This window comes from Aquimarina aggregata (assembly GCF_001632745.1).
GTDB lineage: Bacteria > Bacteroidota > Bacteroidia > Flavobacteriales > Flavobacteriaceae > Aquimarina > Aquimarina aggregata.
The window spans coordinates 1-24,345 of record NZ_LQRT01000008.1; the positions used below are offsets into that span (position 1 = coordinate 1).

The 24,345-nt window shown below is 33.1% G+C and carries 14 protein-coding genes and 1 tRNA gene; 6 read left to right on the top strand and 9 right to left on the bottom strand.

Features of this window, described 5'->3' with window-relative positions:
- Both AWE51_RS10275 and AWE51_RS10280 read left to right on the top strand, forming a co-directional pair.
- Positions 1–1,074: T9SS type A sorting domain-containing protein (locus tag AWE51_RS10275; RefSeq protein ID WP_157766067.1), on the top strand; the 1,074-nt coding region annotated here is incomplete at its 5' end.
- Between the two features lie 444 nt (positions 1,075–1,518).
- Positions 1,519–6,387 (top strand): CBM96 family carbohydrate-binding protein, encoded by a 4,869-nt coding sequence (locus AWE51_RS10280; RefSeq protein WP_066313116.1) that lies wholly within the window; start codon positions 1,519–1,521, stop codon positions 6,385–6,387.
- Positions 6,388–6,480: 93 nt separating this feature from the next.
- On the opposite strand, the gene AWE51_RS10285 is transcribed toward AWE51_RS10280, so the two are convergent.
- The 6 genes from AWE51_RS10285 to AWE51_RS10310 all read right to left on the bottom strand — a co-directional run bounded on the left by AWE51_RS10285 (position 6,481) and on the right by AWE51_RS10310 (position 16,334).
- A complete protein-coding gene (locus tag AWE51_RS10285; RefSeq protein WP_066313117.1) occupies positions 6,481–10,332 on the bottom strand; it encodes a carbohydrate-binding protein in 3,852 nt (1,283 codons plus the stop codon).
- A gap of 224 nt (positions 10,333–10,556) precedes the next feature.
- The gene (locus AWE51_RS10290; RefSeq protein ID WP_066313120.1) at positions 10,557–11,765 is read right to left on the bottom strand and encodes a tetratricopeptide repeat protein; all 1,209 of its coding nucleotides are present in this window, start codon (positions 11,763–11,765) and stop codon (positions 10,557–10,559) included.
- Positions 11,755–13,419, bottom strand: a complete 1,665-nt coding sequence (locus AWE51_RS10295; protein ID WP_082832388.1) for a M56 family metallopeptidase — start codon at positions 13,417–13,419, stop codon at positions 11,755–11,757. Before AWE51_RS10295 ends, AWE51_RS10290 begins: the two co-directional genes overlap by 11 nt.
- A gap of 33 nt (positions 13,420–13,452) precedes the next feature.
- Positions 13,453–15,237: a M56 family metallopeptidase gene (locus tag AWE51_RS10300; RefSeq protein WP_066313128.1), complete on the bottom strand. Its 1,785-nt coding sequence runs from the start codon at positions 15,235–15,237 to the stop codon at positions 13,453–13,455.
- A gap of 5 nt (positions 15,238–15,242) precedes the next feature.
- Positions 15,243–15,602, bottom strand: coding sequence for a BlaI/MecI/CopY family transcriptional regulator (locus AWE51_RS10305; RefSeq protein ID WP_066313131.1), 360 nt, complete (start codon positions 15,600–15,602; stop codon positions 15,243–15,245).
- A gap of 285 nt (positions 15,603–15,887) precedes the next feature.
- Positions 15,888–16,334, bottom strand: coding sequence for a hypothetical protein (locus AWE51_RS10310; RefSeq protein ID WP_157766068.1), 447 nt, complete (start codon positions 16,332–16,334; stop codon positions 15,888–15,890).
- Positions 16,335–16,517: 183 nt separating this feature from the next.
- Between AWE51_RS10310 and AWE51_RS10315 the strand changes: the two genes are divergently transcribed.
- From AWE51_RS10315 to AWE51_RS10325, 3 genes are all read left to right on the top strand, one after another.
- A complete protein-coding gene (locus AWE51_RS10315; RefSeq protein WP_066313137.1) occupies positions 16,518–17,018 on the top strand; it encodes a DUF456 domain-containing protein in 501 nt (166 codons plus the stop codon).
- 77 nt (positions 17,019–17,095) lie between these two features.
- Positions 17,096–19,120, top strand: coding sequence for a S9 family peptidase (locus tag AWE51_RS10320; protein ID WP_066313138.1), 2,025 nt, complete (start codon positions 17,096–17,098; stop codon positions 19,118–19,120).
- 206 nt (positions 19,121–19,326) lie between these two features.
- A complete protein-coding gene (locus AWE51_RS10325; protein WP_066313139.1) occupies positions 19,327–21,930 on the top strand; it encodes a T9SS type A sorting domain-containing protein in 2,604 nt (867 codons plus the stop codon).
- Between the two features lie 255 nt (positions 21,931–22,185).
- Here the strand turns inward: AWE51_RS10325 and AWE51_RS10330 are convergent.
- The 3 genes from AWE51_RS10330 to trxA form a co-directional block, all read right to left on the bottom strand.
- Positions 22,186–22,259 (bottom strand) — tRNA-Asp (locus AWE51_RS10330).
- Between the two features lie 85 nt (positions 22,260–22,344).
- Positions 22,345–23,274 carry a DUF58 domain-containing protein gene (locus AWE51_RS10335; RefSeq protein ID WP_066313141.1) on the bottom strand — a complete coding sequence of 310 codons (930 nt, stop codon included), beginning with the start codon at positions 23,272–23,274 and terminating at the stop codon, positions 22,345–22,347.
- Between the two features lie 77 nt (positions 23,275–23,351).
- Entirely contained in the window at positions 23,352–23,669 is a 318-nt protein-coding gene (gene trxA, locus AWE51_RS10340; protein WP_066313142.1) for a thioredoxin, read from the bottom strand.
- Positions 23,670–23,909: 240 nt separating this feature from the next.
- Here trxA and AWE51_RS10345 point away from each other — a divergent pair, with 240 nt between their 5' ends.
- Complete coding sequence (locus AWE51_RS10345) at positions 23,910–24,269, top strand: hypothetical protein (protein WP_066313143.1); 360 nt, start codon at positions 23,910–23,912, stop codon at positions 24,267–24,269.
- Positions 24,270–24,345 lie beyond the last annotated feature (76 nt).

Consider the following 24,345-nt stretch of genomic DNA (forward strand, 5'->3'; position numbering starts at 1 on the left):
TTCAGTGGATCAGCTACAGCACCAGATTGCGGAACAACCCCACCAAGTACTACAGTTAATGGAGGAGTACTTGCAGGAGGTCCTTTTACGTTTACAGTTGGAGATGGTATCGCAGATAATGTTTCAGGAATAACATTAACAGATACGGTAGGAGATACAAATCAATGGATAGTAACTGATGCCGCAGGTAAGATTTTAGGATTACCAGCTTCTCCAGAAGTAGTTGATTTTGATGGAGCTGGAGTAGGAAGTTGCTTTATTTATAATGTAACATATAACGGATCAATTACAGGTCTTACTGCAGATGTATTAATTTCAGGCTTGTCAGGAGATTTTGATCTTTCAAATAGTATTGAAGTAGTAAGAAACCCAGTTTCGACAGGAGGAGATTGTACTTTTGGAGCTCCGTTGGCTAATGCATTACCAGCACTTAATTCAAAGTATGAGAATATATTTGTTCTAGGTGCAGGAGGTCCAAATCTTGATAACGTTTTAGATTTAACAATCAATTGGGATCTTTCAAATAATGGATTATATCAATTTTCTATGAATACCAACAATGGTACTCCAGATTGGTATAATGATTTCTTACCAAAAGTAACTCAAACATTTAATGCTGCACAGCCAGCGATTACAATTGCAGGTTCTGGATTTACAGGATTAGATGGTGAATATTGGACAACAGAAGATGCTGGTAATTTCGTGTTAGTTTCAAAAACAGGAGGATTTACTATTTACTTTAGTACATCTGCTACAGCACCTGATTGTAGTGGTATTAGTTCTGATGCGATACAAGCTCAGCCAGATGTTGTAATAAGCCCTAATCCTGCTTCAAACTTGATCAATGTTTCATTGAGACAAGGAGATGAAAAGAGTAGTAGTAAAATTACGAATGTTCGAATTAGACTATTTAATTTAATAGGTAATGTCGTTAAAGAGCAACAGGTAAAAGGCCAAGAAAATCAATCAAAAATTCAAATACCTATAATAGGTTTAGAACCGGGTGTTTATATTTTGGAAACTTTTGATTTTACTTCAAAACAAAGAACAGAAAGTAAAATAGTAATAGAATAAGTATACTTTTTGAGTCTATAAAATGGAGAGAGATTTTATATCTCTCTCCATTTGTATTTTATAACGTTTTCATGAATTGAAAATACAATGCCAATTTATTGTTAAATGAATATTAAAAAAAGATAAACAAATCCTTTAAAACACAGGGTATTCAGCTTAAAATAGTAAAGAAACTTTATAACAGATACTAATTAGTACTTAACGAATTCTAATCACAAACCTTCGAATCATAATTACATACCGTTGTCTGGTATGCTAAGTACTACTTTTAGTTTTTGATCAAATTTGTAATATAATTTGATTAAAAAACAAACAACACTAATTCAACTTTATAAATTGCTTTTGTAACGATGTCAAATTTTGCTTGGGAGGGCATTATAACATTATGCAATATTTTATAATTGAAAACTAACACTCGAAACAAATCTTTTAACGAATTAAATCATGAAACTTACAAAACTCAATTGTCTAATTGCTTTTTTCCTTCTAGGGCTAGTGGTAAAAGCACAAACTCCCGAAGGAGAATTAAAAAGATGGCATAAAGTCAGTCTTACATTTAATGGTCCTAATACATCTGAAACTGCTAATCCAAATCCTTTTTCTGATTTTAGGTTAGATGTTACATTTACTCACCAAGCAACAAATAGAAGTTATACTGTGCCAGGGTATTTTGCAGCTTGTGGTAATGCTGAGAATACTGGTTGTAAATCTGGTAATAAATGGAGAGTACATTTTACACCAGATCAAACAGGAGCTTGGAATTGGTCTGCGTCGTTTAAGTCTGGATCTAATGTGGCTATAAACGGAGGAGGTTCTGGTGCTGGGTTTATGAATGGTAATACAGGATCTTTTGCTATTTCAGAATCTGATAAATCAGGAAGAGATCACAGAGCAAAAGATAAAGGAAGATTACAGTATGTAGGAGAACATTACCTTAGATACTCAGGTACAAACCCTGCAAATCCTAATGGTAATTGGTTTGTAAAAGCAGGAGCAGATTCCCCAGAAAATGCACTTAACTATGTAGATTTTGATGCTACACCAAGTTATAATAATAACCTTAATAAAATTGGTAGTAAAACATGGCAGCCTCATCAAAGAGATTATGTAGCTGCAGATGCAAGTTCGTATACATGGAGCAACGGTAAAGGAACAGAGATTTTAGGTATGATTAATTACCTTTCTTCTCAAGGAGCAAATGTAGTATCGTTCTTGACATGGAATACAAGTGGAGATGGAGGAGCTGTTTTTCCTCATGTTTTAAAAGTTTCTGAGCAGGAATATGGTAATACAGGGAGAGCTCAACAATGGAATAAAGTACATCATGACCGTTTTGATGTATCCAAATTGGCTCAGTGGGAAAAAATGATGGAATATGCAGATAAAAAAGGTATATACCTTCATTTTAAAACCATGGAAACAGAGAATGATAATAAAATGGATGGTGATAATTTTGGTAGAGAAAGAAAATTATATTACCGAGAGTTAATAGCTAGATTTAGTCATCATTTAGCACTTAATTGGAATCTTACAGAAGAAACTACTCTTAAGGATAATGTAGCAAAGGCTACAGCATCATACATTAAAGATGTAGACCCATATGATCATAATATTGTAATTCATACATATCCTAACCAACAAGATCAAAGATATAATCCTTTACTAGGTAATAGCTCTGTCTTAACCGGTGCTTCTATACAAACAGACAAGAATAAAGTACATAACGATGTAAAGCGATGGTTAGAAAAATCTCGTAATGCGGGTAGAAAATGGGTTGTAGCTAATGATGAACAAGGTCCAGCTTCAACGGGAATTAGAGTTTCTGATAAAGAAGTAAGACACAAAGTTTTGTGGGGTACACTTATGGCTGGAGGAACCGGTGTAGAATACTATAGTGGTTATACAAATAATGATGGCGATATAAATGGGAACGACCATCGAAAAAGAGGAAATAAATATAAAGAGGGAGGATATGCTCTTAACTTTTTTAATAAGTACCTGCAGGGGGATATGATAAAAATGACCTCTTCAGATGGAGTTACATCTGATGGTAATGATTATGTACTCGCAAATGCAGGCAAAATATATGCTGTTTATAGACCAAATGGGGGTTCTACAGGGTTAAGTCTACCTGCCGGAAATAATAAGTATGATGTGCAATGGTATAACCCTCGTAATGGCGGTAACCTAACAGCTAAAACAACATTAGGAGGTAATTTGGTTGCTCCTGATAATAATGACTGGGTTGCATTGATTACAAGTAAAGATGGAAACGGTAACGGCGGCGGAGACGGCGGTACTTGTGATAACACAAAAACAGCTACTCCATCTCAAGATGCGTATTTACAAGGCACAACAAAGTTTAATACGGCAGATTTAAGAGTAGAAAGTGGGAACAGAATTTCATACTTAAAATTTACAGCACCTTCAACAACAGAAAAAGTTACTGGAGTAAAATTAGAGTTAACCGTATCTTCAGATGGAGGTAATGGACTTATAGAGGTGTTTAAAGGAAACTCTAATAACTGGACAGAAGGTAATCTTTCTAATGGTAACAAGCCTGCACAAGGAACAAAAATAGGTTCTCTAAATACCATATATAGCGTAGGTCAATCGTATAAATGGGATTTAACGGGTGTTACCCCTGGAGAAACTATTTCTCTAATAATAAAGCAAACAGGAGGTAATGATGTATCTTTTTCTTCTAAAGAAGGTTCAACAGCACCAAAACTAATTTTCGAATTAGATTGCCCAGATGGAGGAGGAAACTGCGGAACAGTTTCAATGAAATCAACTTCTGATTTTCCAACATTATCAGTTTCAGGATTCTCTCCTGCTTATAAAGATAATGCAAGAAATGCAGTGGCAATAGATGCATCTAAATACAAAGATAAGTTTGCAGCTGCAGAAGCTACTTTTGGAGGTGATACAGGAAAATATGATATCAAATTAACAACACTTACAGAAATTGATGGTGAGTCTTCTTATAGAGTTTCTATTGATGGTGTAAGAGTAGGGGAATTTAAAAACCCAACTACTGCTACTGATTATGCAGAATCTGGAACAACTTTTAAAGGTATTGAAGTTAAAAAAGGAGCCAAAATTAGAGTAGAGTTTAATTCTCATACCAATGGTAATATTCCTGAAGGAAACGGGACTGCATTTTCTAGAGGAAGATGGACTGCACTTGACTTTATTTGTCAAGGAGGAGGAACTCCTGATGGTGGAGGCGACACCGATGGTGGAGAAGGATGTGTTGCTTTAGAGAAAAACGGAGTAGTAGCCGTAGAAGCAGAACACTTTTTAAGCCAAGAAAAAACAAGCAATAGAAAATGGTATGTGTTTGATGCAAATACCACAGGAACTCCTACTCCGGATCCAGATCCAAATCATGCAAATGGAGCTAGTAGTGGTGGGTATTTAGAAATTTTACCTGATACCAGAGTCACTCATGGTGATCCATTAGTAGCTGGAGTAAGTTTTAGTGATGTAGCAGGGCAAACTACAATTGTAAATTACAAGGTTAAGTTTACTTCTGCCGGAAAATATTTTGTTTGGGTACGTGCGCATTCTACAGGTACCGAAGATAATGGAGTACACGTAGGTCTTAATGGAAATTGGCCTGCATCAGGTAGAAGAATGCAATGGTGTTCAGGCAAAAACAAATGGACTTGGGAGAGTAAACAACGTACAGCGGCTAATCACTGTGGTGAAGAGCGCAAGATCTTTTTAGATATCCCATCTGCAGGAGTACATACTATCTCTTTCTCATTAAGAGAAGATGGATTCGAAATGGATAAATTTGTATTGTCGAAAGCATATACAAAACCAACAGGTAATGGACCAGCAGAGGTTTTAGTAGATTGTAATACAGGATCAGAAAATGCCAAACCACAAGTAGGAATGACATCTCCTACAAATGGAGCAACATTTGGTACTGGAGAATCAATAACACTTAGCGCAGATGCATCTGATAGTGATGGTACTGTAGCTAAAGTTGAGTTTTATATTGGTGCTAATAAGGTTGGTGAGGATACAACAGCACCTTATCAAGTAACAACTACCATTGCAAATGTAGGATCATATAACGTAACTGCTAAAGCTACAGATAATAAAGGGGCTTCAACTACTTCAACAAGTGTTGCAGTCGAGATAGAAGATAATACACCACCAGTAAATACTATAGCTATTCCAGGAAATTTTGAGGCAGAAAGTTTTGCTTCTAAATCAGGAAGTGTGCGTATCGAAAACACCCCAGGAACTTCTGGTAAAAATCTTGGATTTGTTAAAAATGGAGATTATACCGAGTATACTGTTAATATTCAATCTAGTGCAAAATATGCAATTAATATTGCAGCTTCAAGTGCTGGTCAAGGGGGAACAATTGATATTGTTGAAGCCGGAACAACAGTTGGTACTGTAACAATTCCGGTAACAGGGCAATGGCATGATTATAAATCATATACGGCAGAAGTTTCACTTACTAGTGGTGAGAAAAAACTAAGATTGGTATACAAAGGGGCAGTAGGTTATCTATTTAATGTAGATAATGTTACTACAAGTGTTGTAGCTCCTCCTGTTGTTCAAACTAGAACTGTTACATTATCACCGATTCATGATGCTTATTTACAGGAATCAAAAAGATATAACGATGGTATTGTTCGTGTAGAAAAGGATAACAGATCAGGTTATCTAATGTTTGATCTATCTTCTATTCAAGGAACTGTTACTAAAGCAGACTTACAGTTTACAATTGATTCTGATCCAGGAAATGGAAACATCAATGTAAATAAAGGGAGTAGTAGCAATTGGACAGAAAATAACTTATCCAATGCTAATAAGCCTGGAGTTGGAGATTTATTAGGTAATTTAAATACAGGGTTTGCAGTAGGAAGTAATAAAACGATTAGCCTAAATGCCGGAGGTATAAACGGAGATAAACTTTCACTTATTCTTAATGCAAGTTCTGGGAATGATATCGCTTTTGCCTCTAAAGATCATAAATCAGTAAAAGCACCGCAGTTAGTTATTACATATACAACTACTATTGGGGCTAGACAGGAAGATTTAGGTAAAAGTGCGAAGAGTGATATTAAAGTATTCCCTGTACCTATGAAAGTGATGCTTAATGTATCAGGAGTTTCTAATGGGTCTGTTGCTAGAATAGTTGACTTTATGGGAATCTTAAGAAAAGAAGTTACTTTGAAAGAGGGTAATAACGCTTTAGATGTTCAAGACTTACCTTCAGGGCACTATATAATAACTATTTTGGAGAACAATAGAATAGTATCCAGAAAGAAAATAAGTAAATAACAAATAGTAAACACACGTTATTTTATGCAGAAAAGGTTACCCATTTTGGGTAACCTTTTTTTCTTAGTAAAGAATGAAGTATATGAGAATAACTTATCGTTTTACTAACGTCTTTTGTATAGTTTGATTTTCTAACCCTATTTTGATAAAATATAGTCCAGTTGTCAAATCTTGTATATCAATAGATTGATTATTAGTGTTTATTTCTACACTTTTTATAGCTCGTCCTAGATGATCAAAAAATTGAACAGGTACTTTAGTAGAGATAATTTTACCAAAATCGATCTGTACTTTTTCAATTGCTGGATTAGGATATAGGCTGATACTAGCTTTGTTCTTACTGTTTTCATTACTATTAGCGATAGAGGTGATAGCTGTATTTCTAACTGAAGAACTAAACTGAACAGAGTTGATATTAAAAGAACCACCTACCATAGTAAGACGCAGAACTTTATTAGATCCACCAGAAACAGTAACTGAAGGTATGGTAATAGTCTGCCAGGTTTGCCATCCACCTGTATTGGGAACTGCAACGGTACCAAGATTTACACCACCTAATGAAACCTGAACAGATTTTGCAGTATTTCTAGGGCTAGCTACTCTAATGTTAATAGCATATGTTCCCGCCGTTGTGTTTGCGATAGTATATTCTAGCCATTCTCCATTTGCAACCCAGCCTACATTTGTACCTCCTCCTGCATCAGTTGTAGTTTGCACATCAACAGCTTCATTTGTTCTACCTTGCCCTCCATTATTACTTGTGTCTACATCATTATAGGCAACATCTTGTCCTCCATTGTCGTAATTCTCTAGCTCAATAGTACCAGGAATGTTTTGAACGGCAAAAGCTGTTTGAGCACTAGTAACAGCTTCAAACCGAACCCAATTAATGTTATAGGATCCACCACTAATGTTTAATCGTAATATTTGATTAGCATTTCCATTAGAAATCACCACGTTATTAAGCGTTAAATCTGTAAATGTTTGCCATCCGCCAGTATTTCCAATTGAGATATTACCTAAGTTTTGAGAACCCAAAAGTGCTTCAATTGATTTTGTATTGCTTACATTGCTCGCTACTCTAAAGGTAACGTTATAGGTTCCAGGTGTTACATTTCCGATAGTATATTCTAACCATTCTCCATTTGCTGTCCAGCCTATGATTTGGCCTCCTCCCGCATCTGGGGTATTGGTAATATCTACGCCTTGATTTGTTCTGCCTTGTCCCCCTATATTATTATTTGTGGTATCATTATAAGCCACGCCTTGTCCTCCATTATCATAATTTTCAGCTTGGATAGTTCCTGGAATACTATTCGAAACAAATGCAGTTTGAGTATTTCCTGAGGGGGTATTAGAATTAGAGGTAAATGAACCTGTAAAAACCCCTCGTCCATAAGTAGAAGCTATAATCCTATTATTGTTATCATCTCCATTGATAGCCCAATAATCAAAAGAAGTAACGCTGGCATCACTCATTCCGTTTTGAGATCTGCTCCAAGTAGGGTTGGTAGCATTAAAATTAGTAGTAACCCAAACACCAAGTTGCGTTCCAACAATTACTTCGTCTCTGTCTAATGGATTTTGTAAAATATCTCTAACCGGAATATCAGGAAGATTTCCTTCTTTATTAACCCAGTTTGTTCCTCCATTAGTAGAAGACCAGATACTAGTCACTCCATAATTGTGCATAGTAACCATAATATCGTTTGCTGTGGCTCCAAATCTTACTGAAGACACAGAACCTACAAATGGAGTAGTAATGGCAGCCCAATTTGCAGTTCCTAATCCTACGTTAGTTAGACGTAATAAACCTCCATTGGCAGTACCTATAAGCCATGTATTATTTGCAAAAGGAGAAGGTGTAAGTGCCGTTGGTTTTGCTGTTAATAAAGCATTTCTAATATCTGAATTTCGATCGTTAGCAACATCTATTGTTCTTATAGCAAAATTAGTTCCTGATGAGGCATTTGAGAGTAAAAAATTAGCCTGACTGTCATATCCCATTTGATTTACAAAATCTCCTGTTTGATCATCATTTGACAATGTTGTAGCACCTCCTTGAATTCTACTTCTTCCATCCCAAGGTAAATTAAATCTATAAATAATATTATGAAGAAAAGTAGCAATCATAAATTGTCCGTCTCTATCCACAAATGTGTAAAAACCGTCACCATCAGATAATTCTTCTGATCCATTAATTCCAGGAGTTACGTTTCTAAATGCTTGAGATCCGTTGTCTTGAGCTCCTGCAGTAAAAATCCCAGCGGTGTCGCCAACACCATTAGGACCAATGGCAGCTTTTACATATTGAGTTACATTATAATTATTGTTTCTAGCGCCAAATACGTTATTATTTCCGGCTGTTGATAAACTATTAGAATAAAAAACACCACCATCATTTCCAAAAATTGCTTGGTTCGTATTTCCTGGGCGAAATACCATTGCATGCTGATCTGCATGTACCAAAGAAACTGGTAAAGCTGCTAGATTATTATTGTTGGACCATTTAGAAATCTGTGTCCAGCTATTACCACTATTTGTAGATCTAAATAAATCAATACCGCCTACATATAGGATATCATCATTTGTAGGGTCAGCTTCTATCATCAAATTATAAAATGATTGCCCACGTGTAAAGTCGTTTGCAGGAATCCCAGTATCAACATCATTTGGTAATGTTGTTTCTGTAACAGCACCAAACCTATTTGTAGTTCTGTAAATATGTACAGGATCAATTAATCTATCCTGAGCATTTCTGGCAAGACCTTCTGTTAATGCATACATCGTATTAGCATCTGTTGCAGAAGTTTCTAATTCTACTCGATTAGAATCTGGTAATGGAGAAGCTGTAGCTTCTGTCCAAGTAGCACCATTTGTAGATGAGAAAACTCTTCCTCCACCGTTTGAAAGCCCAGGCGTCTCTATTGTTCCCATCCATAATGAGTTGTCTGAAGCTATTTCTAAATCATTAGGGATATAGTAATAATTGGCACCACTAAATGTAAATCTAAGATTAGTAGATTCTATTCTATTCCAATTGGCTCCTCCGTCTATAGATCTATATAATCCAGCTGTTTGGTATCCTAATCTATTTGTTGGATTGGATGCATCTCCATAAATATGCGCTCCAACTCCAACGAATAACTCAGTTCGGTTTTCTGCTGTGTTGTTCCATGCAGTAACATCATTTACAAAGAAAATTCCTGATAAGAATAAATTGGTAGCACTAAATTCAAAAGTCGCGGGTCCGGCTGCCGGAATATTTACAGCTTGCCATGTTGATCCGCCATCAGTAGAACGGTATACACCATTACCAACAACATCTCCAGCAGTATATTGCTCGCCGGTACCTATATAGAACGTATTAGAATTTCTTGGGTCTACGGTAATTGAAGTAACCGATAGATTTCCAGGAACATTTTCAATTCTACTCCATTGTGAATTGGCTGCTGTTATATTATCGTTTACCCATAATCCACCACTAACACCACCAGCAAAAACTCTTCTATTGGTATTATCATTTGGATCAAACATAATTGCTCTGGTACGACCACCAATATCATTTGGACCTCGTTCTATCCAGGGGTTGTTGGCAGCATCTCCGGGAGCTCTTTTTGATATTTCTTTTCTTAATTTTTGTTGAAGTAGGTGTACATTCTCAGGACTTGTTTTTCCTGTTTGTGGATTTAAGGTAAGTTCCCACATTTGTTCATAATACTTGTTGGGGGGTAATCCTTTAGACTTTCGTTCTGCTTTGCTAAGTTTTAATGTTTCTGTAAAAGGGCTGTTTTTTAAATGTTGAGCGTGTAATGCTCTTTGAGCGGCGATAGTGCTGTCATTTTGTTTTTCTTGTTTTTCTAAGCCTGAACGGGTTAGAAATAAAGCTGAAAATACAGAAAGACTTAGCCCTAACGTGACGTAGCGTTTTAACTTTTGTTTCATTTTAAGAGTTATTAATATTAGTAATAGCCACCTATGTGACGTTTGTGTATTTAAATAACAATCAAAACAAAAGCTACCCTACTTTTTTTTAAGGAAAAATTAAGATAAGCTTAGTTTTTCCTTATTATGTTTTTACTAAAAATCAACTGTTATGAGATAGAAGCGGCTATTAAAATAACTTACTTAGAACTAACGCGATATACGCTTATCGTTTTGGAATTTGATTAATTCGAATTGGATTCGATTTTGGTAGATTCAATTTCTTTCTTAAGTTGAGTTATTCTTTTTTTAACTTTTTCTTCAAAAAAACTTTTGAAGGTTCTCTTTTGGTTTTTTACCGAAGTGTTTTCTTTTTCCCCAAACTTTTCCATGTATTTGGTGTAGTAGGAAAGTTTAGTTTTAGGATCTTTATAATAGGCATCTGCAAAAATGGCGAGTTGATATTGAGATCTAAGACTCTCTGGATTTTCTTTTAAAGATTTTTTCATAAAAGTAATCGCCTCTTTCCATTTCTCCTGATGTCTATAATTCATAGCCAAATTGTGATATTCTTTATCCAGACTATAGTCAAGAAGTGTAATCGCAATATGGTAGTATTTTTGAGCTTCTGCATAATTTTTAGTTTGACTGTAAAGCTCTGCTATCGTATAATACAATTTTGGATTTTTATCGTCATAATTAAGTAATATACCATAGTATTTTAATGCTTCTTGGTATTCATACTCTTTATGATATGAGGTGGCAAGCATGCGGTAAATAAATTCATTTTTGAAATTCAATTTTAATAACTTCAAAAAATAAGGTATAGCCTTATCAAAGTGCTCTTTTTTGTAATAATTTTGCCCTAGAATACTTATAAGTTCTACATTATTATTGTAATAAGAAAGACCTGTATTGGCATATTTGACAACACTATCATATGCTCTAAGTGACAAAAAATGTTTTGAAATTTTATAGCAACTCTTTTGGTGTGAATTATCTAAATTAAAAGCATTTTGGTAATAGTTTATAGCGGTACTATCCTTACGAATCTCTTTGACTAATCCTAATTGATATTGAAAATTGGGATTCTTAGGGTATTTATAAATGAGCCCCCCAAAAATACTATCGGCTTTAACGAATTTTTTTGTTGTTATTAATAACTTTCCGTATTCAAATAAGGCTATCGTAGATTCTGAGTCTATATCGATAGCCTTTGAGTAAAAATTTAAGGCATCATCATAAGTTCCTATTGCTTTGTGAGCTCGTGCAATCTGCAAGAATGTATAATTAGTATTGGGAGTTACATTTTCATATTTCTTTATGGCGTTTGTATAATCTCCAAGTTGAAATAATTTATCTGCTTCTACCACAGTGCTTGATTGCGCTTTAATAGGTGCGATTTTGCCCAAGAGGGCAGTCAGTATAAGTACTAAAAAATAATTACCCTTCATGTATTTTTAAAATATATAAATCTCCCTCATAATTTCCGTCTAAATTAGAAGTAAGCATATTTTTTACCGTTTCTAAATCATTAGACTTTTTAAGATATACATAGTAATATTTGTCTTTCGGATTTTGAAATACTTTTGGATCAAGACCTTGCTCTTGTAATTTTTTAAGTCCTTTTTCTAAAAGTGATTTACGCTGATAAATATTAGAGATTAGATAATACCCAAGTTTAACGTTATGGTTTTTAAAGTCGGATAAATTATCCGATAAAATTATCGGTTCTGTTTTAATACTTTTTTTTTCAAACGATTTTGATAAATCCTCAGAACCATTTTTAAACACAATAGGCAAAGAATACAGCACTCCTACTTTTTCTCCATTTAATTCTCCCGGAATCATCTTAGGTATAGATTTAACTACTCTTATAGCTTCTTTTTCTAATTCTGGCGATGGCCCTCTAGCTTGTACACTTGTAATGATACCTGTTTTATGAATTTTAAAGCGAACATAAATACGATTTACACCAGGTTCTGAGTATTTTTTCATTTCAGAAACATTGAAATTGGTATTGACAAATTCCTTAATTTCATTTGACACGCATTTCTTCATTTCTACTTTATTTAGAATGCCTTTACAAGATTCTGTAGTAGGGATTTTATCTATTAATGCAAAAGGAATCCCGTCTTTAATTGTATCTTTTGAGATTTGTGTGATCCTTTTTTCAATATGATTTACATTGTCAAGAGTACTTCTAGAAGTTGTTTTTGTATTGCTTAATTTCCCCGAAAACGAAGAAAAAACGATCATTATCATAAAAACAGGAAGTATTATTAAATATTTGATTGTCATGTTTTTATTGGATTTTGGTTTTTGTAACATTAGGATTCTCTTTTTAAGTAAGGAGTGATTGAAAAATTGATTAATGAATTTTATTTTTTCTGTATCAAACCCTGTGTTTAATAATTGTTCTGAGTATTTTCTTTTTCCAAATACAGTTGCACTTTTGGCATCAGCTATAAATTCATGAAGTACATTAATCTTTGATTGATATATGTAAACTAAGGGGTTAAACCATAGTAAGATTTTAAGAAACTCAAACCATAACAAATCTATTGAGTGCCTTTCTTTAAGATGCACGATCTCATGAGTGATAATTTGTTCTTTCTCACTGTGGATTTGATCTCCTAAGTAAATGGTGTTCCAAAAAGAGAAAGCATCATTACTGTTTTTAACAGTTACCAGATTGTAGTTATAAATTTTAGTTATTATTGATTTTTTTCTTAGTAAATAAAGTTTTACGTTTTTATTTATAAAGGATAAACAGGCAACGGTGAGACCAATACCATATATTATGAGCCACCAATTTAGATTACTAAAGTTACCTGATACATTTGTTGTTGTTTGCAGTATCTGTGAAGCGTTGTTAAGCTCACTTTGTTGGCCAATAAGAACTGCCGGGAGGTTAACTATATATTCATCTGGAATAGTATTTTGGATGCTTTTAATCCGCACAAGAGGTAAAATAAACGATAACACAGAGGTGATAAGTAGATAAACCCTATTTAAAGAGAAAAAAGTGTCTTTTCTGTGAAACAAGTCATATGCGATTAAGAATATGAGCTGAAAAATTATAATGCTAATTAAATAATGTATCATGATGGTTAGAACTACTTTTTTCTCAATTAAATATTATTTTTTAGTTTCTGGAGTGTACTCTAATTTTAGATTATAGGAAGGTACATTTAGACCTTTTTTTGTTCTTACAGTATTATAATCAAGTTTAGGCACTCCTTTTTCTGATTTTTTGACGTTTTTAAAATAGGCCATACAGATATTATCAATAGTTTTTTCAGCATAATCATCCCCATATATTACACTATATTCATACGTACCCTCGGGAATGTTTCTAGCAATATATACTTGGTTAGTTTTAACGTGAATTGTACGTACGACTTTTTGATTTTCTAATGAAGTTAGAGTAAGAATAACATCAGCATCTTTACCTGCTGTAATTTTTAAATAGTTATCTATTTTAGTATCGTATTGTGCATTTTGATTAGGACATTTTGGCTCGGCTCCACGTTTAATAACTTTTTTAGAAATTTTTGGATTAACATTTTTGGATGAAGTAGCTTCTTCATTGATAGTCTTTTTTTGATTTTTATTTTTTAAATCAATGCTTAAAGAATAAGATGGTACGTTGATTCTTTTTTTGGTTTTGACTATTTTAAAATCAAGAATATTCGGATTTGTTTCTATAGCTATTTGGTTTGTGAAATAGGCTTTGCATTCACCATCAATTTGCTTTTCTGCATAATCTTTACCATAGACCACATTAAGCTTGTATGTTCCTTCTGGAATATTTCTTACGAACTGAGTTGTGTTTTGTGTAATATATACAGTTCTGACTTTTTTGGAAGTTTCAGTAGAAACTATATCGACAATGGCTTCTGAGCTTTTTCCGTTGTACAATTTTAAGTAATTATTTAGTTTACCGTTGTATTCAGAATTTTCATTAGGACATATAGGTTCTCCACTAGCAAAGAAATTTGAAGTGCTTTCATCAATGTTATTTGTTGAATTTTCAATACTACTTCTTGTTATAGTGCTTGAAGCTTCAATAGAAGAAGTATAAGACAGTATGCCAATAATTACGGGTGCTAGTAGTAGGTATTTAAATTTAGCAATAGTTTTAGATTTGGATTTTTGTAACATAAATATTCGTTTTTTGATTAGGGACTTATTAAAAAATTGATTGACAAATGTAATTTCCTGAGTTTGAAAAGCTGAGTTTAATAATTGTTCTATATAGTTTCTTTTTTCTATAGTAGACACCACTGCGGCATCAGCCAAGTACTCATGTAAAATTGTAATTCTAGATTGATAGATATACATCATTGGGTTCCACCATAAGACTACCTTTAAAATTTCAAAAAATAGCTGGTCCAGCGAATGTTTTTGTTCTACATGAACAATTTCATGAGTAACAATTTGTTTTTTCTCTTCTGCATTTAGTTGATCTCCGAGATAAATCGTATTCCAAAAAGAAAAAGCCTGGCTGCTATTAGGAAGCGTTACTATTTTTTGATTTTTGAGAACAGATTTAAAAGAAAAACTTGTTAAAATATTCAGTTTGTAAAACTTCATTACAAGTAGAAACAGACTCACTATTACACCTAAACAATATAAAACTAACCACCAATTTGTTGGACTTTGTTCTGGCCCAGTGGTACCAAGAACAACAAGACTTTCAGAAGAGGTGTTAATTACTCTCTCTAGTTTAGATACATATACTTGAGAAGTAGGTGTACTTAGCGCCTGAATTTTTATAAAAGGAAATATTAAGGATAGAATTGGTGTAAATGTTAGGTATATCCTATTCCATATAAAAAATGTATCCTTTTTATGAAATATATCATAAAGCACTAAAAATAGCACTTGAAAAATCAAGGTTTGTAAAAGATAATGAGGCATAATACTTAATTTTCTTTATCGATTTCTTTTAAAATTTGTTCCAGATCTTTGATGTCCATATCATTCTTTTTTACAAAAAATGAAACCATATTTCTAAAGGAACCATTAAAGTAACCGTTCATAAGTTTGTTAAGGGATTGACTACTATAATCTTCCTTTTTTATCAAAGGAAAATAGATATACCCTTTACCTTTTTTCCGATGTGAGACAAATGCTTTGTTTTCTAAGATTCTAATTATTGTAGAAATGGTATTATATGCAGGTTTTGGAGTAGGCATTTTGTCTATTATAGACGCTACATTTGCTTCTTCCAGTTCCCATAATAACTGCATTACTTCTTCTTCGGCTTTTGTAAGTTGTTTCATAAATTGATTCTTCTATAGACTATTAAACTAAGAAACGAACAAGCGTTTCTCTGTAAATTAGACAGAGTTATAGAATAAGATTTTTAGTGTGATTGTTTTATTTAAAAAACAAATATAACTAAATATTTAGTTAAAACTAATTATTTAGTTAAAAAAATGTAAAACAATGACTTTTAGGGATGTGTGTTATTGGTGCAAGCTGTATTTTGTCTAAAAACTAACAACAACCCGAGACAAGTAATCAATATGAAGAAAATATTTTGGTATGAGTGCAGATAGGTATTATTAATTGCCTGTTAGTTGTTTCTCTGTAGGGTTAATTTCTATTTGGGTTTTATTGACCTCAAAAGTGATAAGTAGGGTATAAATATCTTCAGACTCAAGTGTATTATCTGTATTTGCAATAGGTATCAAATCAGGAAATGATGCTAACACTCTAATAGCTTCTATTTCTAAAGGAAAAGATGATGCTTTGGCCTGTATGTCGGTAATTTCTCCTGTAGTATCAATCTTAAAACGTGTATAAATACGATTAGCTCCAGGTTTGGCATCTGAAGAAATTGCAGTAATATCATAGTTGTTATTAACATACTTCTGAATTTCTTTGATGACACAGTTTTTCCTTACACGTTCATTAGTTGAATTTTTGCATTTTTTTGTAGTGAAACTACTTTGAGAAAAAGACATAAAGCATGTCATCATGACAAGCGCTGATGTAAAAAGAGTTTTCATAATTCTGGGGGTAGTTTTGAATCAATAGTTAGTTTATTAGTCTTTGCTTAACAGTAAGCTTATACAAAATAATTAAATTTAACTATAATATGTGTACTCTTATCTAAGTAAGAATAGGTTGGGCGTGTTAAATGATATTGTCGTAACAAATCAGAAACATTGTCGTCATATAAATAAAAAAGTATGGATATTGCTTTAGTAGTTATAGGTCTTCTCTTTTGTCTTTTGGGTATTATTGGTAGTTTTTTACCAGTTTTACCGGGACCTTTTACTTCTTGGATTGGATTATTAATTTTACATTTTACAGATGCCGTTCCTCAAAATTGGACATTTTTAGGAGTTACTTTAGCAATTGCTATATTGGTTTGGGTACTTGATTACATAGTTCCGGCATTGGGTACAAAAAAGTTTGGAGGAACTAAATATGGTATGATCGGAAGTTCTTTAGGATTAATTGTCGGAATCATATTTATGGGGCCACTTGGTATTATTATTGGGCCATTTGCTGGTGCTTTTTTAGGAGAATTTATAAGAGATAGTAGTGAAACATCAAAGGCACTCAAAGCAGCCTTTGGATCATTCATAGGTTTTTTGGCAGGAACGTTTTTAAAATTTATAGTATCACTAGTATTTATTTGGTTTTATTTTATTAAAGTTTCTGAAAATTGGGAAGCATTATTTTAGTAAATGATCTCTTTTGTGTTGTAACATATTGAATTTTAATCAGTTTTATAAATATAAATTCACAAAATCATCAAATCATGAAAACGTATTTTTTATCGGCACTGGTCGTGCTAAGTGTACATTGTAGTGTAGCACAAGACAAAAAGGATAAACTGCCTGGCAATCCCTCACTAGTTTCATCAAAAGAACAACTTAAAGCTTTGGTAGATCAAGAAAAAGGAAATTTTAAGTACGCCGTTCAAGATTATTTTGAAAGGCCGAAACAATCTTCTTTTCAATTTTCACCAGATGGGATGTACTTTTCTTATCGCGAAAAAGATACTAATGGAAAAAGACATATATATGTTAAGAATACAGAAACAGAAGTCACAAAAAGAATCATTGAAGAAAAAGAAGAACTTATCAGAGGTTATGGTTGGGCTAACAATAATCGTCTTATTTATGTCATGGATCAAGGTGGAAATGAAGATTATCACCTTTTTGCTTCAGATTTAGATGGTTCGAATCAAAAGGATCTTACACCTTTTAAAGGGGTTCGTGTAAATATTCAAGAATCCTTAAAAGAACAACCCGAGTTCATGATTATTACTATGAACAAGGATAATCCACAGATATTTGAACCTTTTAGAATAAACATAAATACTGGAGAGCTAAAAAAACTGTACGAAAATAAAGATGTGCAAAACCCTATATCAGGATATAATTTTGATAAAGACGGAAATTTAAGGGCTTATAGTAAACAAGAAAACGGAACGAATTATAGTTTATATTATAAAGTAGCTAAAGAAAAACCTTTTGAAAAAATCCTTACAACAACCTGGAAAGACAATTTTTATATTATCGGATTTGATTATACTACGGCATATCCTCACGACGCTTTTGTAATGAGTAATTTAGAAAATAATACAGATGAGATTATTTTGTATGATCTAGAAAATAAAAAAACACTTAAAAAAGTATTTAGCAATGCTACTTTCGATGTGGGAGGAATGAATCGTTCTAGAAAAAGAGGTTATGAAACTGATTATTACTATTATACTGGAGAAAAAAGTGTTACAATACCAGTTAGTGAAACATTTAAGAAGTTATACAAGAAAGTAAACGATAAGTTTGGGGATAAAGATGTTTCTATAGCTAGTAAAACAGACGAAGAAGATAAGTATTTACTCTATGTTGATAGTGACAAATTATATGGGATGTATTACCTGTATGATACAAAAAAAGATAGTTTTAAAGAGATTATGAATTTAATGCCTCAATTAAAAGAAGAGGATATGGCAGAAATGCGACCTATTAAATTTAAGTCAAGAGATGGATTAACATTATATGGTTATCTAACAATACCAAAAGGAATCGAAAAAGGAAAAAAACTTCCTTTGATTGTGAATCCACACGGCGGCCCATATGGTCCAAGAGATTATTGGGGGTTTAATCCAGAAACACAGCTTTTTGCGAGCAGAGGCTACGCAACTTTACAAATTAACTATCGCGGTTCAGGAGGTTACGGAAAAGAGTTCTTTCTAGCGGGGAGTAAACAAATTGGTAGAAAAATGTTAGATGACCTTGAAGATGGAGTGAAATATGTAAAATCTATGGGATTCATTGATGAAAATCATATCGCTATTTATGGCGGAAGTTATGGTGGACTAGCTACTTTAGGAAGTTTGGTGAAAACACCAGATTTATACCAATGTGGAGTAGATTATGTTGGTGTATCAAACTTATTTACCTTTTTTAAGTCATTTCCTCCTTACTGGAAACCCTATCTGGCACAAGTATATGAACAATGGTATGATGAGAATGATCCAGAAGATCAAAAAATAATGAAAGAAGTTTCACCTGCATTAAATGTAGATGAAATTACTAAACCTCTTTTTGTTGTGCAGGGAGCTAACGATCCTCGTGTTAATATTAATGAATCAGATCAAATTGTAGCCAATTTAAGAGGAAGAGGTTTTGATGTTCCGTATATGGTTAAATACGATGAGGGTCATGGGTTTGGACATGAGAAAAACCGAATCGAATTGTATAAAAGTATGATGGGCTTTTTTGCAAAGCATTTAAAATCTGATATTCCAACATCAACGTCGTTCAAGCAATAAAAACAAATGTATAAAAGTATAATACCTCTGTTAAAGTTCTAACAGGGGTATTTTTATGTCTAATTTTAGGCCTTTAAAATGTGTTATAAAATGTTTAATTAGGTTAAAAAAAGAATAAGTATGCCTATTTACCAAATCTAAATTAGGTATTCAGCATAAAAACGTATTTCTTACGTTTATTCTTAAAACTAAACTCTTAATTTACTATGAAACACAAAGTATCTATTATTGCCTTATTAGTGTTGTTATGCACTAATTTTGCCTCAGCACAAACAGTAGAGTCTCGTAGACAAGCGGCCAATACATTATGGGAAACTTATGGTAGAAATCCAAATAATCCCTCACAAATGCCCGATGCGGTGCCAGTTAATGTAAACGCTAATATAGACCAAATAGTAATTGACCCAACTTTTAGTAATCTGGAAACAGCACTAAAAAACCTTCTTGATAATAATGGTGGAATTCTTCGTTTCAATGCTACGACTCCAACCACTATTAATTTTAATAATGTTATTCATCTTAATCCATCATACCAAAATAGAGATAAAGTAAGAACAATTGTAATTCAAGGTAAGAACATCACATTTGATGGTCAAAATAATACTAGTCTTTTTTTGGTTAGGGGTAGTGTTAGATTAGTAATTCAAGATGCAACGTTAACAAATGCTAACTTTAAAGGAGTCTCCCAGGCAAATCTTAAAAATATCTTTCGTTCTGGCGGTGGTGCCATAGAAGTGGCGCAAGCAGCATCATTTTTTGGATCTTTAAGAGTAAGAAATTGCCAATTTGTTAATAATAAAGTATCGCATTTTAATGGTATAGGTGAAAACCAGAATGGTGCAGCAATTAGAATTAATAACAAAAGTACTGCAGAGGTATTTGGTTGTAGTTTCAAAAACAATCAAGCGGTTACAGGAGGAGCCATAGGAGCGACTTCAATCGAAAGACTTACTATCATTAATAGTTCTTTTGATTCTAATTTATCTAATGGATACAAATCAACTACTGGTTATATGAATGTAGTAGAAGGTGCTGGCGCTTTGCGAGTAGATAGAACCACAAAGCCTCTTGAAATCTATGGAACTAGTTTTGTTAGAAATTCTGCAAATGTAAAAGTATCCGTAATGGAGGTATTTATAGCTCCAGTTTTTGGATCTTCACCAGGCTATCCTACCAATGAACCTGCTCTAGTTATTGATAATTGTGAGTTTAAAGATAATACATATAATAACTATGCAGGCGTAAGTAACTTTGAAAGAGCTTTTTTTGCAGGATGTATTGTTTTTCATGGCAATAGTGCTAAAATGAAGTTAACCAACTCTGTGTTTGATAATAATGAGGTAGGACAGGCTAATGTTAGATTGATTAATAATTTTGAATTTGACAACTGTACTTTTGCAAACACTAAATTTCTTAATGTTGTAGATGCACCGCAGCAAGGAGCCGTCTTTTTACAAAAAATACCTGAATCAGGGTCATTTAATAACTGTACTTTTTATAAAAATGAACCTAGAAATAGAACTATGGCTAATGACATCATGTTTTGGCAAGGTACAGTGCCTTCAAGAGTTACATTAAATAACTCTATATTTTATCGTACGAACACAAGTACAAATATTAAGCAGGTAAAAGCTCCTTTAAAGGGAAATGGCAATAATCAATATATTCCGGGAGTAGCTTCTTCTAGTCTTTCTGAAGTCACTACGACAGCTTCAAATAAAACTAATCCAAATATTATTGCCAATAATATAGTAGATATGTGTCTAGGGACAAACACACTACCTTTGGGTATAGGAGGTATAGATGATTGTTCAGGAACACCACCAAATCCAATAGGTATTGTAATTCCGGGAACTATTCAGGTAGAAAATTTTGTTGCTAAAAATGGAGAAGTAAGAGCAGAAAACACACCTGGAGGAGGACAAAACCTAGGGTTTATAAAAAATAATAATTATACCGAATATGATATTAATGTTGATAAAAAAGGAACTTATACGTTAGATGTTTTTACTTCTTCAAATGGAGTAGGAGGTAATGTTGTAGTTTCTGTCGGGGGAGTAAACAAGGCCACCCTAATGGTTCCTGTTAATAATGCATGGCATACCTATGATACTTCAATCACTGCAAATTTAGATTTGGTAGCAGGGACTCAAAAAATTCGTTTTACATATACTGGGGGAGCAGGATTCTTATTTAATTTTGATCGAGCAGAATTTAAGTTGAATACCGCCGTGCCAGTAACATTAGATTGCAATGATGCACCTACCGGGTTAAAAGCGATTAGCTCGACTACAAATTCGATTACGTTTTCATTTGATAATTCGAGTAATGACCTTAGAAGATTTGAGTTAAGGGCTTTTGCGCAAGGTACTTTTGGAGGAAATATAAATTCTGGAGCAGTTAGTTATGCAGCGGCCCCAGAAGGAAGTTCTACAATAACGATAAGAAGTTTACAAGGGGCTACTAGTTATGATTTTGTATTTAGAGCGCTATGCTCAGGTAGTAACCCTGGGGCTAGTCCGGTTGCTCCGCTAGTTAACGCTTCAACAAGTGTAACACTTGCTAAGAATGTAAATAATGAAGAGTTAGAAATTATAGCGTATGAAGGTTCTTTGGAGATAAATAATTTAACAGTGTTTACTGGTGTTGAGAATGTGAGGTATGCCTTATATAATTTATCTGGTCAAATAGTGAAAAAAGGTATTTTAACTACCTCAAAAATTTCAACGAAAGGTTTTCCAAAAGGAATATATCTACTAGAGTTAAATAAAGGAATCAAAAGAAAGGTTTTTAAAACTTTACTGCAATAAGATAAAAAAGTAGCAAACTAGATCAAGCCCAAAAATCTATATATTCAATTTTGAGCTTGATCTAGTAATATGATAAAGTTACGTCAATAAAAGTTTTGTTTACTGTATACATGAATTAAAAAAAGCCTCTCCAAGTTTATATGGAAAAGCTTCTCATCGGTTTACTACTAAACCATCCCGATCTCTCGGGATCAACACAACATTTTTCAATTGCTAAAAAAAGCTTCAATAATAATTGAAGCTTTTACAATTTTGCGGTCTGGACGGGACTCGAACCCGCGACCCCCTGCGTGACAGGCAGGTATTCTAACCAACTGAACTACCAGACCAGGCCTTATTGCGGATGCAAATATACACCTCATTTTAGAACCCGCAAATCTTTTTTTTGTTTTTTTTCAAAATCTTTTTTCGAGATCAACTAAATTTCTGCCTTTCAACTAAATATGTGGTTAAAATTTTATCAAAGTTTTTGGTGGTATCTGCTTCAACATACTTAATGCCATATTGGGCGCATTTCATTTTTAAGTCATAAAAGTAAGTAGAAACGGCTTTTTGATAATTGTCTTTTATATTATCAGCGTATAAGTTAATGTGTTCTTTGGTTTCAACATCAATAAATCTAGTAGGGCGATTGCTAAAATCAAAATTTAGTTCTTTTTCACTATCAAAAGTGTGAAAAAGGATGACCTCATGTTTATTGTGTTTAAGATGTCTTAATGCTTCAAAAAGTTTTTCGGGACTTGTTGTAGCTTGAAGCATATCAGTAAATAAAAATATAAGAGATCGCCTATGTATTTTCTCAGCAATGAGATGTAAAAACTTAAAAGTTTCAGTATTCTTATGTTCAGCTTCTCTAACAATCGTTTGATTAAGATTGTTAAGTAACATTTGGTGATGCCTTTCACTACCTTTTTCTGGGGCATAGTAATCGTATGCATCGCTGTATACACTAAGCCCAATAGCGTCGCGTTGTTTTTTTAAAATATTCATTAAACAAGCAGTAGCTAAAACAGAAAAGCTAATTTTATTTAAGGAATTTAAATTGTGCTCTTTTACTTTAGGGTAATGCATAGAAGATGAGCTGTCTATAATAATATGACACCTTAGATTAGTCTCTTCTTCGTAGCGTTTTGTAAAAAGTTTATCTGTTTTGGCAAAAAGTTTCCAATCTATATGTTTAGTACTTTCTCCATTATTATAAACTTTATGTTCGGCAAATTCTGCAGAAAATCCATGAAAAGGGCTTTTATGCATACCCGAAATAAACCCTTCTACAACTTGTTTAGCTAATAATTCTAGATTAGTAAACCCACCAGTTTTATTTATTTCTTTTTGAATATCCATACATGCAGATTTTTGTGAAAATAAAAAAGGTTTGACAATTCGTCAAACCTTTTATTGTTTTTATTATTGAGTTGTAATTACAAAAGCGAATCTAAAGCTTCTGAGTATACATTTTTTGGAGAAACACCAACTTGACGACCTACAACCTCTCCATTTTGGAAAACCAAAACAGTTGGGATATTTCTTACACCGTATTTAGCAGCAAATTCTTGATTAGCATCTACATCTACTTTACCTACAACGGCTTTGCCATTATATTCTTCGCTAATTTGTTCGATGATAGGACCTACCATTCTACAAGGACCACACCAAGCTGCCCAAAAATCTACTAATACTGGTTTATCGCTTTTAAGTACTACTTCGTCAAAAGTAGCGTCTGTTATTTCTAGTGCCATAGTTATTTATTGTTTAAATTTTTATATTGTTTTAATAATTACAAAATTAGTCAATAATTCTTCGAAAGCTTACAATCGTTGTATTTGTTTTGACTATTTAGCTATATGGTTTTCTGATACCTAAGTTTGAATATCGAAATATAATCTAATTTATATTTCTACGAAAACAATACTTTAAATATACACTTATATGTTCTAAAATGAAATTAACATTATATTTGTAAGACTGAATTAGAAATAATGAAGGAAACCCAACTCTCATATTGTCACTTAACTTTTAAAGAATCTCATGCCATTTTGGTAATGTATGAAGGATCAGCGATTACCATAGAAAACGCTAAAGAGATAACTGCACTCTTAGATGAATTTTACCAAGGAAGAAAATTTGTTTTTATAACTCATCGAAAATACGGTCATGATATAGATCTGGATGTTTATAAGGGTAAAATTTTAAAAAATATGATTGGCTTTGCGATAGTTTCTAATAATCCTGATGAGGTAGAAAGAGCAGTAAAAGAACAATCTTTATGGAATGAGGCATTTACTTTTTTTACCACACTTGAAGAAGCTGAAAATTGGGCAAGTAGCTTTTTTGATTAGACTAATCTTTATAGTAAATAAATCATTGTGCTCACTAAAATATTAAAAATCAAAAGAATATAAAACATTCTTTTTT